This is a genomic window from Burkholderia pyrrocinia, from assembly GCF_001028665.1.
In the GTDB taxonomy this organism is placed as follows: domain Bacteria; phylum Pseudomonadota; class Gammaproteobacteria; order Burkholderiales; family Burkholderiaceae; genus Burkholderia; species Burkholderia pyrrocinia.
Genome location: NZ_CP011504.1, coordinates 906,453 through 921,531, shown reverse-complemented (window position 1 = coordinate 921,531; position 15,079 = coordinate 906,453). Strand labels below are relative to the sequence as shown.

The following is a 15,079-nucleotide window of genomic DNA, read 5'->3' as shown; positions in this document are numbered from 1 at the left end:
AATGGCCGCCCCGGAGGGCGGCCATGTCGTGCGGCGCGGCGGCGCGTGGCCGCTTACAGCGCCATGTCGGCCGACGCCTTGGCCGGGCGGGCCGGTGCGGTGCCGGTCGCCTGCGACGGCACGTTGACGTCGATCTTCGGCGGCGGCGAGAGCTGCAGCACGTCGCTCGTGTAGGTCCATTCCTCGACGACCTTCGCCGGGCTGTCGTTCAGCTTCGTGCCGTAGCTCGGCACGATCTGGCGGATCTTCTGCTGCCACTCGGGCGTCGCGACCTTGTCCTTGAACACCTTCTTCATCAGGTTCAGCATGATCGGCGCGGCCGTCGACGCGCCCGGCGACGCGCCGAGCAGGCCCGCGATGCTGCCGTCCTGCGAGCTGACGATCTCGGTGCCGAGCTTCAGCACGCCGCCCTTCACCGGGTCGCGCTTGATGATCTGCACGCGCTGGCCGGCCTGCCACAGGCGCCAGTCTTCCTTCTTCGCGTTCGGGAAGTATTCCTTCAGCGCGTTGAAGCGGTCGTCGTCGGACAGCATCAGCTGGCCGGCGAGGTACTGGACCAGCGGGAATTCGTCGACGCCCACGCGCATCATCGGTGCGACGTTGTGCGTGTTGGTGCTCGTGAGCAGGTCGAAATACGAGCCGTTCTTCAGGAACTTGGTCGAGAACGTCGCGAACGGCCCGAACAGGATGATCTTCTTGCCGTCGATGATCCGCGTGTCGAGGTGCGGCACCGACATCGGCGGCGAGCCGACCGACGCCTTGCCGTACGCCTTCGCGAGATGCTGCTTCACGACGTCGGGATTGTCGGTCACGAGGAACGAGCCGCCGACCGGGAACGCGCCGTAATCCTTCGCCTCGGGGATGCCCGACGCCTGCAGCAGGTGCAGCGCACCGCCGCCCGCGCCGATGAACACGAACTTCGCGTCGACGGCCTGCGGCGGTTCATCCGAATGCAGCTTGACCCACGACACGTGCCACGTGCCGTCCGTGTTGCGCGTGATCTCGCGCACTTCGCTCGACAGCGACAGCGTGAAGTTCGGCTGCGTCTTCAGGTAGCCGACGAACTGGCGCGTGATCTCGCCGAAGTTCACGTCGGTGCCGATCGGCGTCCACGTCGCGGCGACCTTCTGCTTGCGGTCGCGGCCTTCCATCATCAGCGGCACCCACTGCTTGATCTGGTCGTAGTCTTCCGAATACTGCATGCCGCGGAACAGCGGGCTCGCCTGCAGCGCTTCGTAGCGCTTCTTCAGGAAGCGGACGTTGTCGTCGCCCCACACGAAGCTCATGTGCGGCGTCGAGTTGATGAACGAATGCGGGTTCTTCAGCACGCCCTGCTTGACCTGCCACGCCCAGAACTGGCGCGAGATCTGGAACGACTCGTTGATCTCGATGGCCTTCGAGATGTCGACCTTGCCGTCGGCCTTTTCCGGCGTGTAGTTCAGTTCGGCGAGCGCCGAGTGGCCGGTGCCCGCGTTGTTCCAGCCGTTCGAACTTTCCAGCGCGACGCCGTCGAGGCGCTCGACCATCGTCATCGACCAGTCAGGCTGAAGCTCGTGCAGCCAGACGCCGAGCGTCGAGCTCATGATGCCGCCGCCCACCAGCAGGACGTCGACCTTCTTCGTATCGGCGGCGTGCGCGGACGACGCGGCGACGCACAGCGCGAGCGCCGACAGTATTACCCGTAACGTTTTGATCACAGCAGATCCCTTTTTCAACTTGGATGCATCGGTTTGCCATGCCGCCCGGCGAGCGTGTCGATCGCGGCCGATACGCGCATCCGGAGATCCGGATCGCGAATCCGGAATTCCGGATCGACGCTGTTCGCCGTTGCATTTGCGCACGCGAAGCCGTTGAGGAGGACACCTTCGGATCGGCTTCTTGCGGGCCGGCAATCACCTGCTTCGCGGTGGCGCGCAACGCGCCCGGGCCCCTGCGGCAAGCCTGCGCGGAGGACGCTTCAGGCTGCGTGAAAAGAGGCCGCGCGCGACGCGTGTGGCGGGGGCGGGGTGGCAAGGGGCGCGTAATATAACCGAAGTCGATTGCCGTGTCGCACGTGAAAAATGTCCTTGTTTTTGTGGGGTTTTTCGCGTGTCCGGGTTTCCGGAATCGGGGTGCGCCGCGCCGGAAAACCGGTGGGAATCTGACGGCGCGGTGCGCGCGATTGGCGCGCCGCGTGCCGATGTGAAACGTCGGAATGTCGGTATGTCGATGTGCCGATGCAATGCGCGAGCGATCGCGCAACGCTTCGCGCCGGCACGTCATTGCGTCACGGCATCGCGCCGCGATCCGCCTACCTCGCCGAATTGTTCCTGCAGAACTGCTCGTACGCTTGCGCCGAATTCGCGAAGCCCTTTTGCTTCGCAAGTTCCCACGGGCGCTCGCATTGCTGCGTCTGTTCGCACCATGCGTAGCCGGCCGAGCCGATGCAGCCGTGCGCATCGCGATCGCCGCCGACCATCGGCGGTGCGGCCGGCGCCGACGAATCGGCAGGCGCCGACGATTGCGCCGCACAGGCGCTCAATGCGAACGCGCAGGCAAGCGCGGCGACAAGCGAGGCAGAGGAAGTGAAACGCTTCATAGGGTAGTGCTCCATGGGATGAGGGTCGGGAGCGGAATGACGGCTCGCCTGTTCGTCGCGCCGTTCACGCGTCCGGCACCGGCACGCGCGACGAGAACTTCACCTCGCGCAACGCGAGGCTCGACTGGATCGACGACACGCCGGCCTGCTTTCTCAGCACACGCTCGACGAATTCCGCATACGCGTCGAGATCGGCCGCGACGACCTGCAGGATGTAGTCGGCCGCGCCGGTGATCTTGTGGCACGACGTTACTTCGTCGTGCCGCCGCATCACGTCCTCGAAGTGATCGGAATCCTGGTCCGAGTGCATGTTGAAGGTCACCTGCACGAACGCGAACACGTTCATCCCGAGCGCGCGCCGGTCGAGGTTCGCCTGGTAGCCGGTGATCACGCGCTCGTCCTCGAGCCGCTTGCGGCGGCGCCAGCACGGCGTGACGCTCAGCGACAGCTTTTCGCCGAGCGTCGCGTTCGACAGCGCGCCGTCTTCCTGCAGCAGGCGGAGCATCGCGCGGTCGACGCCGTCCAGTTCAACCGAAGCGCGATTTTTGCTCATATCCGGGGTTCCATAGACAGTTTTCTCAAAATTGTACGAAACGGGAATGCGAAAAGCAAAGTTATTGCCGGTGGGCATCAATAGACTGTTTCCACCCCCTCACTGCCATCACTGCAACGGTCAACCATGCTCACGGTCTACAGCAGCGATCACCACCTGCATCGCGGCGTCGAACTGAAGGACGGCGCGATCACCGAGTCGTTCGAAAACCCCCTTCGCGCCGAAACGGTGCTCGCGCAGGTCCGCGCGGCCGGCCTCGGCGACGTGATCGCGCCGCGCGCGTTCGATCGCGCCAGCTATGCCGGCGCGCACAGTGCGCGCTACGTCGATTTCCTCGCCGGCGCATGGGACGAATGGACCGCGACCGGCCGCACCTGCCAGGCGCTGCCGCTCGTGTGGCCGGTGCGCGCGATGCCGGCGGCCGCGACGCTGCCCGACTTCATCGACGGCAAGCTCGGCTTCTTCGCGATGGACGCCGGCGCGCCGATCAACGCGGGCACGTGGGACGCGGTGAGCGCGAGCGCGAACTCGGCGCTCACCGGCGCCGACCTGCTGTCGAACGGCGGCGCGCGCGCGGCGTTCGCGCTGTGCCGGCCGCCCGGCCACCATGCGGGCCGTGAATACATGGGTGGCTACTGCTATCTGAACAATGCGGCGATCGCGGCGCAGCACGGCATCGCGAGCGGTGCCGCGCGCGTCGCGGTGCTCGACGTCGATTTCCATCACGGCAACGGCACGCAGGACATCTTCTACGAACGCGCGGACGTGCTGTTCGCGTCGATTCATGGCGAGCCGTCGGTGTCGTATCCGTACTTCTCCGGCTACGCGGACGAGCGCGGCGCAGGCGCGGGCGAAGGCTTCAACCTGAACCTGCCGCTGCCGAAGGGCACGCAGTGGGACACCTACGCAACGGCGCTCGGCCATGCGGCGGCCGCGATCGTTGCGCATGCTCCCGACCTGCTCGTCGTGTCGCTCGGCGTCGACACGTTCGAGCACGATCCGATCAGCCACTTCCGGCTGCGCTCGCCCGATTACCTGCGCATCGGCGAGGCGCTCGCGCGCCTGAATCTGCCGACGCTGTTCGTGATGGAAGGCGGCTACATGGTCGAGGAGATCGGCATCAACGCGGTGAACGTACTGCTGGGATTCGAAGGGCGCGCGTGAGCGCGTTGTTTTGCCTTCAACGAACGACGTATCCGAAACACAGACGAAGAGCGACAAGGAAGGAGACAGCCATGAATCGACATCACAAGACGACATTCGCTACCGCGGCTGCGCTGACGTGCGCACTGTCCGCGTTCCCGGCGCACGCGGATGAAGTCGTGCGCATCGGGCACGTCGCGCCGCTGACCGGCGCGATCGCGCACCTCGGCAAGGACAGCGAGAACGGCGCGCGGCTCGCCGTCGAGGAAATCAACGCGAAGGGGCTCGCGATCGGCGGCACGAAAGTCACGCTGCAGCTCGACGCGCAGGACGACGCGGGCGATCCGCGCACCGCGACGCAGGTCGCGCAGCGGCTCGTCGACGACAAGGTAGTCGGCGTCGTCGGCCATCACAACTCGGGCACGTCGATCCCGGCGTCGCGCGTCTATCGAGACGGCGGCGTCGTGCAGATCTCGCAGGCCGCGACCAACCCGACGTACACGCAACAAGGCTTCAAGACGACCTATCGCGTCGTCGCGACCGATGCGCAGCAGGGGCCGGCGCTCGCGATGTACGCGGCAAAGAACATGGGTATCAGGACGGTAGCCGTGGTCGACGATTCGACCGCGTATGGGCAGGGCCTCGCGACCGAGTTCGAGAAGGCCGCGAAGGCGGCCGGGATGAAGGTCGTGTCGCGCGACGCGACGAACGACAAGGCGATCGATTTCCGCGCGATCCTCACGAAGATCAAGGGAGCGAACCCCGACGCGATCATGTACGGCGGGATGGACGCGACGGGCGGCCCGCTCGCGAAGCAGGCGCGCCAGCTCGGCATGCGCGCGAAGATCCTCGCAGGCGACGGCGTGTGTTCGACCGACTTGCCGAAGCTCGCGGGCCCGGCATCGGACAATGTCGTGTGCTCCGAGGCCGGCATCGCGCTCGAGAAGATGCCGGGCGGCGCGGCGTTCGCGAAGCGCTACGAAGCGCGTTACCACCAGCCGATGCAGGTGTATGCGCCGTTCTCGTATGACGCGGTGTACATCATCGTCGACGCGATGAAGCGCGCGAACTCGACCGACCCGGCGAAGGTGCTGGCCGCGATGCCGGCCACCGACTATCGCGGCGTGATCGGCGAAACGAGCTTCACGCCGCAGGGCGATCTGAAGCACGGCGCGATCTCGGTGTTCACGTACAAGAGCGGCAAGAAGGCGCTGCTCGATATCGTGAAGATGTGACGACGAAGCCGGGGCGCGCCGCGCCGTGCGTCATGCGCGGTTCCGCGCCCCGATGTCGTTACGCGTTACGACGCCCGTACGCGCACGCTGTCCGCGCGACGTTCCGCGTCGTGCACGATGTGCAGCTCGCGCGTGCGGATCGGCAGCGCGCAGTCCGCATCGGCGAGCGTCTTGCGCACCTGGCGCGCGAGGCGCCAGCGCATCGCCCAGAACGTGTCGGTATGCGTCCACACGCGCATGTTCGCGACGGCCGTGCTGTCGTCGAAGCGCATCACCATCACGTCCGGTGCCGGATCCTGCAACACGTCGGGGTCGGCGATAGCCAGCGCGCGCAGCGCGTCGAGCGCGCGATCGATATCGTCATGCACGGACACTTCCACTTCGAGATCGAGGCGGCGCGTCGGATTGCGCGTGTAGTTGCGGATCGAGCTGCCCCACAGCGCGCTGTTCGGCACGAATTCGCAGATGCCGTCCGGCTTCGTCAGCCGCGTCATGAACAGGCCGACCTCGTCGACGGTGCCCGCGACGCCGGTGCCGCCGTCGATATAGTCGCCGACCTTGAACGGCCGCAACAGCAGGAGCATGATGCCGGCCGCGATGTTCTGCATCGTGCCCTGCAGTGCGAGCGCGATCGCGAGGCCGGCCGCGCCGAGCACCGCGACGATGCTCGCGGTTTCGACGCCGAGCTGCGACAGCGCGCCGACGATCGCAACGATGCGGATGCCCCACACGGCGACGTCGCAGAGAATCGGCCGCAGCGTCTCGTCGACGCGCTCCTTGTTCGAGAGCAGCCGGTTCAGCCAGTTGCCGATGCGTTTCGACAGCCACCAGCCCGCGACGAGCAGCGCAAGGCCCGCGCACAGCTTGATGGAAAGGGTGGACAAGGCGTTCCACAGGAACGTCCAGCGTTCCGGATGTAGTTGATCGAGAAACATGACGGGATTCCGGGTTGAAGACACATGGCGCAACGCGCCGCGCTTCCGTCGCAATCGGACAGGCGGGAGCGCGCGCCGGCAGCGTTCGACTGTACACGGCACACGATGGTTCGCGCGAATGCGTGGGGTCGGAGCGCCATGCCGTCGGACGGTGAAATCGCGATTTCGTTCTAGTACTAATCGGCAAGTCCATAAAATAGGATTTGTCCTATTCAGCCGTTTCACGCACGCCGGTACACTCGGTTTCAAGTTGCCGGATCGCGACGATAGTCCCTCCGCGATACCCGGTCCTTTCCCGATTTTTCATCGATAGCGAGTGACGACGTCATGCGGTTGGACCTGCGTTTCCGTCTCGCACGCGAACAAGGTCAATCCGCTCGACGCGGCGTTCGCTGTTTCCCGATTCGCCGCGCGCTGCTGCGCGGTGTCATCGCGGCGGCCTGTGCCGCCGGTACACAGGGTGCAACAGCGCAGGCGTTTCACGATGCCGCGCCGTTCACGCCCGTGACGGCTGAAACGGCAGACCTTGTCGACGTGCCTTTTTTCAGTTCCGCCCGGACGACGTGGGGCGGCTTGCGTGCATCGTCGGCCGCGCCGCTCGATGTCGCGTACGCATCGCATGCGTCGAACGTGCCGACAGGCGCCGATCGCGACGATCCCGTTGCCCGCTTCGGCGCATGCGTGGCTTACCGCGTGCTCTGCGATGCGGCGCGCGGTGCGATCGAACGTGGATACGCGACGCGGTTCGCCTACGGCATTGCATCGCCGTTGCCGTCGATGGGTGCGCGGCCGGCATTCGAGCGAGGCCCGGTCGATCTGGCGTCGGCCGAGCCGTTCATGCTCGCGCAGCCGGATCGCGGCACGCGCGCCGGTGCGATTACCGGCAGCCTGCGGGCGTCGCTGGCGCGCGCCGAACTGCCGGCCGGCGTTGCCGCGCAGATCACCCGCCTGCTGGCCGGGCGCATCGATCCGAAGCAGCGCGGCGGGGTAGGCGATACCTTCCGCATCGCATTCGAACCCGACGAGAGCGCAACGCTGCCGCATGGTGTGCGCGTGACGGCGCTCGACATCCGCTTTCGCGGCCAGCAGGTAGCGGGCGTGTGGTTTGCGCCCGACGCGGGTTCGCCGGGCGCGTACTACGACCTCGACGGCGTGCCGCTCGCCGGCGCTCGGTTCGCGATGCCGGTCGCCGCGACGCGGATCAGCTCGGAGTTCGGCGCGCGCGTGCATCCGGTGACCGGCGCACGCCACGTGCATTCGGGCGTCGATCTGGCTGCGCCGGCGGGCCGTGCCGTCCGTGCGTCGGAGCGCGGTGTCGTGACGTTCATCGGCACCGAGCCGCGCGGCTACGGCAAGTATGTGGTGATTCGTCATGACGGCGGCTATGCGTCGTACTACGCGCACCTGTCGGCATTCGAGCCGAAGCTGCGAACCGGCGCTCGCGTCGCTCGCGGTCAACGCGTCGGTGCGGTCGGTAGCACCGGGACGGCGACCGGCCCGCATTTGCACTTCGAAGTCCGTCGACATGACCGTCTCGTCGATCCGGTCGAACTGGTGCAGGCCGCCAAAGCGGCGACGCTGAAGGGTGAGCGGCGTGTCGCGTTCAACCGCGTGGCTCATGCCGCGCGTACGCAGTTGGCCGCGGCCACGTGGTCGCAGCCGGTCGCAATGTCGACGGCTGTCGCGCCGCATGCGGGCTGACCGCTGACCACGTGCCGGCCAGGCCGGCCGGAATCGTTGCTGGCGCGCATGGACGGCCGGGCAGATCGGCGCGGGGCTCGTCGCGCAGTTGACGAAGCGCGGCAGCGTGTATGCGACGGTCAGCTACCTGACGAACCTGGGCGGCGAGCATCAGCGCACGATTACCGGGAATGCGGGCGCGCGGTGGGCATGGTGATGTCGATGGTGATGACGCGTTGATCGATCGGCCGCGGCGAGCGTCGTCGCGGCCGATCGGCGCCGACAGCCGACTCACGCTGATTTTTCTACAGGTAACCAGATTTCGAGCACCCCGGTGCCGGTAACCGGATCGTAGTCCCCGCTGTAGCGTTCGAACTCGGGCGCGTCCACCGCGTTGAACCCCGACGTCGGCAGCCAGCCGTTCCAGATGCTGTAGAAGGTCTGGTGAAGCGTGGAGATATGTCCGCTGTGTTCGAAGACTGCATAACGTTGCGGTTCGAGTTCGACGCAACGAAATGAAGCGGGTAACCGGTCGCGACTCCTGACCTCCACGCCCGCGATGTATTCGAAGCTGCCATCCGCATCCGGGTTGCAGCACACGCCATACGTCACGTCGCCGACCTGGCCGGGGATGGTGCCGATGTACGGGATAAAGGCTTGCCAGAGCGCCGGAATCCCTTCATTGGTTTCGAAGGTATAGCGGCTGCTCATGCCCGCGATCAGCTGCCTTTCGGCGACTTCGAAGCGTGATGGTGCAACGGCGATGATTTTCAGCTCTTTCATGCGAAGCGGCTCCACAAGAGACAACCCGTCGAGAGTGCGCCGTGCCCGCACTTCCTCCGGCGTGACGCCGAAGAGATCGCGGAAGGCGCGCGTGAACGCCTCATGGGAGCCATATCCGGCATCGAGCGCCACGTGAAGGATGTCCGGCGCGCCTTGCGCCAATGCCCGCGCCGCACGCGTCAGCCGCCGCGACCGGACATAGCGCATCACCGGCCAGCCGGTATTCATCGAGAACAGGCGCGAAAAACCGAAGCGCGTCATGTCGCAATCGGCGGAGATCCTGTCGAGTGTCAGTTCCCTGTCCAGTTCGGTTTCGATAAACCAGAGTGCTTTTCCAACCGGGTTCATAGCGTGCCAATGAGGGTGTCGGGCGGACTATATGGTATCGGTGGCGGGAGCATTTGATCGTTCTTGCGAAACGCGGCCTGGCCTGGCCGGGGCGCCAAAGCAAATCGCCACGCCGGGCGGCGTGGCGATGGTCGGCAGGATTGCGCTGCTTAACCGAGCGGCCAGTTCAGGATGGCGATGCCGTCGTTGTAGTCGCCGTCTGCACCGTCTTCCGACCCGACCAGCCCGAAGTAGGTCTTCTTGAAGATGTCGACCTGCCGCGAGCCGATCTTCGACGGCTTGCCGTTCGCTGTCACGATCACGCGCACCTTCCCCTTGCCCGAATTCAGCACTTGCGTGTTCAGGTTCGCGTCCTGCGTGCCGGCGCCCTGGAACGTCGCGGCCGGTTTCGGGTTGTCGTCGACGAACACCTCGATCGTCTGCTGCGCGGACGAGTTCACGAGCGCCGTCACGCCGAACGCGATGTTCGGCGGCAGGTTGAAGACACCGTCGCGTTCGCCGCCGGCATTCGTCACGGGGTCCGGCTGCGCGGGTTGCGCCGTCGCTTTCGCGAAGTACGTGACCACGGCGCCGATGCCGAACTTGGCGGCTGCACCCGGCAGCACGCCGGGTGCGCCGGCCCACGTCACCGTGCAGGCGACCACCTGCCCCGTTGCATCGGTCTTGACCTTGTTCTGCCAGTTGCTGATGTCGAAGCTGTACGGCACGGTGGAGAGGTCGACGAACACGTCGTATTGCGGCAGCTTCTCCACGAGTTGCGCGGTCATGAACTGACGCATCCTGTCCAGCACCGCCTGGTCGCCGCCGGCCTGCACGGCGAGCGCGTCGTTGCCGGCGAGTTGCAGAAGTGCATACAGGTCATCATGGGTAAAGGGTTGTGACATGTCGTCCTCGTCTGAATGGAAGGTCTCGCGTCGCGCGGCCGACGAATCGGTTTCGCCGTGTCGCGCGCGGAGCAAGGCATGGGGCAGCCGTGGCTGCCCGAACGATTCGCAATGGATGGTCGGTCCCGTCGCCATTGCGATATCGACAGTGGCGCGCAGGACATGCCGCGCCGTGATTCTGCGTGAGCGTCTGCCGTTGCTTAGCCCAGCGGCCAGTTCAGGAACACGATGCCGTCGTTGTAGTCGTCGTCCGTACCGTCTTCCGACCCGACGATCCCGAAGAACGATTTCTTGAAGATGTCGACCTGTCGCGAGCCGAGCCGCGACGGCTTGCCGTTCACCGTCACGATCACGCGCACGCGCCCCTTGCTCGAGTCGAGCACCTTCGTGCCGAGGTTCTCGTCATGCGAGCCGGCGCCCTTGAACGTGGCGGCCGGCTTCGGGTTGTCGTCGATGTAGATGTCGATCGTTTGCTCGTTCGATGCGTTCGCGAGCGCGGTGACGCCGAACTTGATGTTGGCCGGGAGATTGAACGTGCCGTCGCGTTCGCCGCCGCCGCCGATGTTGCCGGCGCCGGCGGTTCCGCTGCTACCGCTGCCGCTGCCGGTTTCGGCGCCCTGATTACCGCCGGATTGCGACGACGATTGCGCGGCGGTTTCGCCGATCGCGGAAAGGCTCGCGAACGAATCGATATGCATCACGCTGCCGCGCACGCTTTTCCACTGGCCTTTCACGAACGTGACGCCGCTGCCGACGTCGATCGCGACGACGAGCGTGAACGGCACGCGCCCGCTGGTTTCCGGCGCCTTGGTGGAATGCGTGAAGCATCCATCCGCGACGACACCCTTGTCGGTCGCGATCGCGAAATAGATGCCGGGATAGTTGTCGCCGGTGGCATATGGCGTCGGCACGTTGAGCGTGACGAGCAGCTTGCCGTCGCGAATGTTCTCTTTCGCGATGTCGATATGCAGGCCCGGGATGTCGACGTAAGTCTCGGACGTGAGGACCGGCGCATTGGTGATCGAAGCTGAAAGGATGGGCATAGTGGTCTCCTGAAAGCGAAACGGGTTTCGGGTGCGATGCCTCGCGATGCGATGCAGCCCCGCCGGGCTGCGCGAAAGGTGGCTGCCCGGCGGTCGTCAGTGGATCGGCGGAGCGATCGTTCAGCCGATCAGCCGATCGGCCACTGGAGCACGACGATGCCGTCGTTGTAGTCGCTGTCGTGGCCGTCTTCCGACACGACGATCCCGAAGTTGACCGTGTACGGCGAACCGTCCGATTTCTTGCCGTTGATCGGCGCGAGGCGCGCGTCGGTGGCCGACGGCTTGCCGTTCACCGACACTTCGAAACGGATCTTGCCGTTGCCGGAATTCAGCGTGACTTCGCGCGTGCCGTCGCGCGTGGTCAGCTTGTGATAAGCGGCGGGTTCCTTGCTGTCGCCGATAAACAGCTTGATGTGCTGTTGTTCAGCGGCATTCGCGAAGAAAATCGCACGGAAATCAGTATTCGGCGGAATCGAAAATTCGCCGGCGCGATTGGATGACGTTTGAGAATCGGCCATGCTTTCCTCCTGAAGAACAGTGGTAAGGCGTCTCGCCGCGTTGCGCAAACGTTTTCCGTTTGAAGCGCGGTTCAACAAGCATGTCGAAAAATAAATAAAAAAATATTCGTCTGAGAATGGTAATTGTTCAGCAAATCGAAAATCGAGGTTAATCGATTTAATGAAATGCATTTAATCGGGAATGTTTTTATATATTCTGGAAATTATGCCGACGCACGTGCCGTTTTTCTGAATAGTGCGCGGTACAGGCGGATCGGCTGCGGTGCAATCAGGCTTCGGGGCGAGCGCTCGGTGTTCGCATCTGGCAGCGTTTCGTTTCAACATCAGCATCTCTGTCATGGCCGCGCCCACCGGCCACCACCGAACGCCCACGCCGAAGCCCGATCGTAAAGGGAAGGCGTGCGGCGACCGGCGAAGAGGATGGACCGACTCACTCCGAACATGAATAGGGCCTCACCGGCGCCGCACCCATGAAGCATATCGACGGGGCTGGCCGCCGCCTGTCGGACTGGACTGATTCTGCGGGCACCCCAGCCGCGCGATCGGTGCCCGTCCGGCGAGCAGCCCGTTGACAGCCCCCTCCACCCTGTGATCTGATTCCGGCCATGCAAGCCGCCCAGCCCCTCTTCTCGCTACGACTACTAGCCCGCTTCTCCGGGCTGGGTCTGCGGCTGCGCGCTTTCCATCTGCTTCGTTCCTGAAGCGCCAGATTTCCCCCGCATCACCGACCTGGCCCCGGTTGTCGACCGGCGCCTGAGTTCGTCTTTCCCCCGTATCGCTCCGCTCCGTCCCGGTCGCTCAACCGCCAAGGCTGTCGTTTGCCGTACCGCTTTGCCGTTGTGCCGTTTCATCGCTGCGCGCGCAGCCGGCCTCCGCTGCTGATGGCCGCCGCGCCGCGGTTTCCCGATAAACAGACCGAGGACCGAACACCATGATGCTGAAGAACCCCGCGACGAAGTACCGACCGTTTACGCCCGTCAACCTGCCGAACCGCACGTGGCCGTCGCGCACGATCACGCATGCGCCGATCTGGATGAGCACCGACCTGCGCGACGGCAACCAGGCGCTGTTCGAACCGATGGACGCCGCGCGCAAGATGCGGATGTTCAAGACGCTCGTCGCGATCGGCTTCAAGGAGATCGAGGTGGCGTTCCCGTCGGCGTCCGAGACCGATTTCAACTTCGTCCGTGAACTGATCGAAGGCGGCCACATTCCCGACGACGTGACGATCGAGGTGCTCACGCAGGCGCGCGACGACCTGATCGAGCGCACGTTCGAATCGCTGCGCGGCGCGAAGCGCGCGATCGTGCACCTGTACAACGCGACCGCGCCGGAATTCCGCAAGATCGTGTTCGGCCTCGATCGCGACGGCGTGAAGCAGCTCGCGGTGAACGCTGCGCGCACGATCAAGCGCTGCGCCGATGCCGCGACCGACACGCAGTTCACGCTGCAATACAGCCCCGAAACCTTTACGGCGACCGAGCTCGACTTCGCGAAGGAAGTCTGCGACGCCGTGTTCGACGTGTGGCAGCCGACGCCCGAGCGCAAGTCGATCGTGAACCTGCCGGCGACCGTCGAAATCGGCACGCCGAACTTCTATGCGGACCAGATCGAATGGATGCACCGCAACCTCGCGCGACGCGATTCGCTGATCCTGTCCGTGCATCCGCATAACGACCGAGGCACCGCGGTCGCGGCGGCCGAGCTCGCGGTGATGGCCGGTGCGGACCGCATCGAGGGCTGCCTGTTCGGCAACGGCGAACGCACGGGCAACGTCGATCTCGTGACGCTCGCGCTGAACCTGTACACGCAGGGCGTCGATCCGGGCCTCGATTTCTCGCAGATCAACGAAGTCGCACGCACGTCCGAGGAATGCACGCAGTTGCCGATCCACCCGCGTCATCCGTACGTCGGCGACCTCGTGTTCACCGCGTTCTCCGGCTCGCACCAGGACGCGATCAAGAAGGGCTTCGCGGTGCAGCGCGCCGATGCCGTGTGGGAAATGCCGTATCTGCCGATCGATCCGAGCGACCTCGGCCGCACCTACGATTCGATCATTCGCGTGAACAGCCAGTCGGGCAAGGGCGGCATCGCGTACCTGCTCGAACAGGGCTATGGCGTCGCGCTGCCGCGTCGCCTGCAGGTCGACTTCAGCGCGGCCGTGCAGCGCCTGACCGACGACAGCGGGCACGAGGTGACGAGTGCGCAGATCTGGTCGCTGTTCCAGCAGGAGTATGTCGAAAGCGATGCGCCGCTGCGCTATGTCGGCCATGAGCTGACCGAACGTGACGGTCGCGAGACGATCGTGCTGACCGCCGACGTGCACGGCGAGCGCCGCGTGCTGCGCGGCGAAGGCAACGGCCCGCTCGACGCGCTGATGCACGCGCTGCGCACGCCGCTGCGGATCCAGCACTACGAGGAACGCGCGTTGTCGCAGGGCGCCGATGCGAAGGCGATCGCGATCGCGGAACTGGCCGGCTCGGGCGTGCGGGGCAGCGCGTTCGGCGTGAGCGTCGACGCGAACCTGACGACCGCGTCGATCCGCGCGGTGATCAGCGGCGTCAACCGCGCGTATGCGCGGGCCGACGAAGCGGCGCAGGAGACGTTTTTCGACGTGCAGCACGCGGTGAAGGCTGTCGCGTAAGCGGGGCGGTCATGGCCGCGCCGGCGAGGTCCGGCGTGGCCTGACAAACCTGACAGGAGATGACTTCGCGCAACGGGCGTATCGTGCTAGCGGCGCGCGCGGGGCCATTTTCCCGCGCCCATCACCATGAGGAATGCGTCATGTCGAAGCTCGATGCCCTGCGGGGCGACATCAAGGGGCAGGCCCAGGAAGCGGATCGCCACAACCTGGCTCGGCCGGATGCGAACGGTGCGCTGTGGGCGCGTGGCCTGACGACGAAGCGGGTCGCCGACCTGTTCCGGACCCTGCCGGGTTTGCCGGGTCACTGGATGCAGCTGCAGAACGAGGTCAATGCCGGGAATCGCTACTTCTACGGCGGCATCCAGAACGGCAGCGTGACGACCGACGAAGGGAAGGCGCTGATTCGCTGGATCGCCGATGCGGTCGTGAGCGCCGCCGGGAAGGCGTCGTTCGATTTTCCGCTGCAGCAACTGCGCTTCACGGCCGACATGGGCTGGCTCAAGCTGCAGCGCGTGTCGGGGCGCGTGATGGTGTTCTCGCGGCCGTAAGTCGCGTGTCGGGCCGATGACGAGAGCTGACTAGTGCGTCAGGAACCGCGCAACGGGTAGTTGAAAGTGGGGTTGCTGTCGTGCGCGCGGTACACCGATCGCAGCTGATGTGGCGCGGGTGCGCTTGCGCGCACGCGTGGCCGAGCCGGACTGGTCACCCAAGATCGAGCGCTTCGCGTACGACATG

General features: G+C 65.4%; 14 protein-coding genes. 6 read left to right on the top strand and 8 right to left on the bottom strand.

Features of this window, described 5'->3' with window-relative positions:
* Nucleotides 1-53: 53 nt before the first annotated feature.
* The 3 genes from mqo to ABD05_RS20350 all read right to left on the bottom strand — a co-directional run bounded on the left by mqo (nt 54) and on the right by ABD05_RS20350 (nt 3,131).
* Nucleotides 54-1,715, bottom strand: a complete 1,662-nt coding sequence (gene mqo, locus ABD05_RS20360; protein WP_175804841.1) for a malate dehydrogenase (quinone) — start codon at nt 1,713-1,715, stop codon at nt 54-56.
* A gap of 575 nt (nt 1,716-2,290) precedes the next feature.
* Nucleotides 2,291-2,578, bottom strand: a complete 288-nt coding sequence (locus tag ABD05_RS20355) for a hypothetical protein (protein ID WP_047901926.1) — start codon at nt 2,576-2,578, stop codon at nt 2,291-2,293.
* A 64-nt stretch (nt 2,579-2,642) separates the two neighbouring features.
* Nucleotides 2,643-3,131, bottom strand: coding sequence for an Lrp/AsnC family transcriptional regulator (locus ABD05_RS20350; RefSeq protein WP_047901925.1), 489 nt, complete (start codon nt 3,129-3,131; stop codon nt 2,643-2,645).
* A 126-nt stretch (nt 3,132-3,257) separates the two neighbouring features.
* On the opposite strand from ABD05_RS20350, the gene ABD05_RS20345 reads away from it, so the two are divergent.
* Entirely contained in the window at nt 3,258-4,295 is a 1,038-nt protein-coding gene (locus ABD05_RS20345) for a histone deacetylase family protein (protein WP_047901924.1), read from the top strand.
* 71 nt (nt 4,296-4,366) lie between these two features.
* Nucleotides 4,367-5,509: a branched-chain amino acid ABC transporter substrate-binding protein gene (locus tag ABD05_RS20340; RefSeq protein WP_047901923.1), complete on the top strand. Its 1,143-nt coding sequence runs from the start codon at nt 4,367-4,369 to the stop codon at nt 5,507-5,509.
* A 65-nt stretch (nt 5,510-5,574) separates the two neighbouring features.
* On the opposite strand, the gene ABD05_RS20335 is transcribed toward ABD05_RS20340, so the two are convergent.
* Nucleotides 5,575-6,444, bottom strand: coding sequence for a mechanosensitive ion channel family protein (locus ABD05_RS20335; RefSeq protein ID WP_047901922.1), 870 nt, complete (start codon nt 6,442-6,444; stop codon nt 5,575-5,577).
* A gap of 327 nt (nt 6,445-6,771) precedes the next feature.
* Between ABD05_RS20335 and ABD05_RS20330 the strand changes: the two genes are divergently transcribed.
* Both ABD05_RS20330 and ABD05_RS20325 read left to right on the top strand, forming a co-directional pair.
* Complete coding sequence (locus ABD05_RS20330; RefSeq protein ID WP_047901921.1) at nt 6,772-8,145, top strand: M23 family metallopeptidase; 1,374 nt, start codon at nt 6,772-6,774, stop codon at nt 8,143-8,145.
* A gap of 106 nt (nt 8,146-8,251) precedes the next feature.
* A complete protein-coding gene (locus ABD05_RS20325; protein ID WP_238594184.1) occupies nt 8,252-8,341 on the top strand; it encodes a hypothetical protein in 90 nt (29 codons plus the stop codon).
* A gap of 74 nt (nt 8,342-8,415) precedes the next feature.
* On the opposite strand, the gene ABD05_RS20320 is transcribed toward ABD05_RS20325, so the two are convergent.
* The 4 genes from ABD05_RS20320 to ABD05_RS20305 all read right to left on the bottom strand — a co-directional run bounded on the left by ABD05_RS20320 (nt 8,416) and on the right by ABD05_RS20305 (nt 11,700).
* On the bottom strand, nt 8,416-9,255 hold the full coding sequence (locus ABD05_RS20320; RefSeq protein WP_047901920.1) for an AraC family transcriptional regulator: 840 nt from the start codon (nt 9,253-9,255) through the stop codon (nt 8,416-8,418).
* Between the two features lie 149 nt (nt 9,256-9,404).
* Entirely contained in the window at nt 9,405-10,139 is a 735-nt protein-coding gene (locus tag ABD05_RS20315; protein WP_047903680.1) for a fucose-binding lectin II, read from the bottom strand.
* Between the two features lie 200 nt (nt 10,140-10,339).
* Nucleotides 10,340-11,182, bottom strand: coding sequence for a fucose-binding lectin II (locus tag ABD05_RS20310; RefSeq protein ID WP_047901919.1), 843 nt, complete (start codon nt 11,180-11,182; stop codon nt 10,340-10,342).
* Nucleotides 11,183-11,310: 128 nt separating this feature from the next.
* The gene (locus tag ABD05_RS20305; RefSeq protein WP_047901918.1) at nt 11,311-11,700 is read right to left on the bottom strand and encodes a fucose-binding lectin II; all 390 of its coding nucleotides are present in this window, start codon (nt 11,698-11,700) and stop codon (nt 11,311-11,313) included.
* Between the two features lie 934 nt (nt 11,701-12,634).
* On the opposite strand from ABD05_RS20305, the gene leuA reads away from it, so the two are divergent.
* On the top strand, nt 12,635-14,344 hold the full coding sequence (leuA, locus tag ABD05_RS20300) for a 2-isopropylmalate synthase (RefSeq protein WP_175804842.1): 1,710 nt from the start codon (nt 12,635-12,637) through the stop codon (nt 14,342-14,344).
* A gap of 140 nt (nt 14,345-14,484) precedes the next feature.
* Nucleotides 14,485-14,892 carry a hypothetical protein gene (locus ABD05_RS20295; RefSeq protein ID WP_047901916.1) on the top strand — a complete coding sequence of 136 codons (408 nt, stop codon included), beginning with the start codon at nt 14,485-14,487 and terminating at the stop codon, nt 14,890-14,892.
* Nucleotides 14,893-15,079 lie beyond the last annotated feature (187 nt).

Bases quoted from the DNA above. Each gene is read 5' to 3' on its own strand.
- ABD05_RS20355 (WP_047901926.1), bottom strand. From the start codon at position 2,578: ATGAAGCGTTTCACTTCCTCTGCCTCGCTTGTCGCCGCGCTTGCCTGC.
- ABD05_RS20350 (WP_047901925.1), bottom strand. From the start codon at position 3,131: ATGAGCAAAAATCGCGCTTCGGTTGAACTGGACGGCGTCGACCGCGCG.
- ABD05_RS20345 (WP_047901924.1), top strand. From the start codon at position 3,258: ATGCTCACGGTCTACAGCAGCGATCACCACCTGCATCGCGGCGTCGAA.
- ABD05_RS20340 (WP_047901923.1), top strand. From the start codon at position 4,367: ATGAATCGACATCACAAGACGACATTCGCTACCGCGGCTGCGCTGACG.
- ABD05_RS20335 (WP_047901922.1), bottom strand. From the start codon at position 6,444: ATGTTTCTCGATCAACTACATCCGGAACGCTGGACGTTCCTGTGGAAC.
- ABD05_RS20330 (WP_047901921.1), top strand. From the start codon at position 6,772: ATGCGGTTGGACCTGCGTTTCCGTCTCGCACGCGAACAAGGTCAATCC.
- ABD05_RS20320 (WP_047901920.1), bottom strand. From the start codon at position 9,255: ATGAACCCGGTTGGAAAAGCACTCTGGTTTATCGAAACCGAACTGGAC.
- ABD05_RS20315 (WP_047903680.1), bottom strand. From the start codon at position 10,139: ATGTCACAACCCTTTACCCATGATGACCTGTATGCACTTCTGCAACTC.
- ABD05_RS20310 (WP_047901919.1), bottom strand. From the start codon at position 11,182: ATGCCCATCCTTTCAGCTTCGATCACCAATGCGCCGGTCCTCACGTCC.
- ABD05_RS20305 (WP_047901918.1), bottom strand. From the start codon at position 11,700: ATGGCCGATTCTCAAACGTCATCCAATCGCGCCGGCGAATTTTCGATT.
- leuA (WP_175804842.1), top strand. From the start codon at position 12,635: ATGCTGAAGAACCCCGCGACGAAGTACCGACCGTTTACGCCCGTCAAC.
- ABD05_RS20295 (WP_047901916.1), top strand. From the start codon at position 14,485: ATGTCGAAGCTCGATGCCCTGCGGGGCGACATCAAGGGGCAGGCCCAG.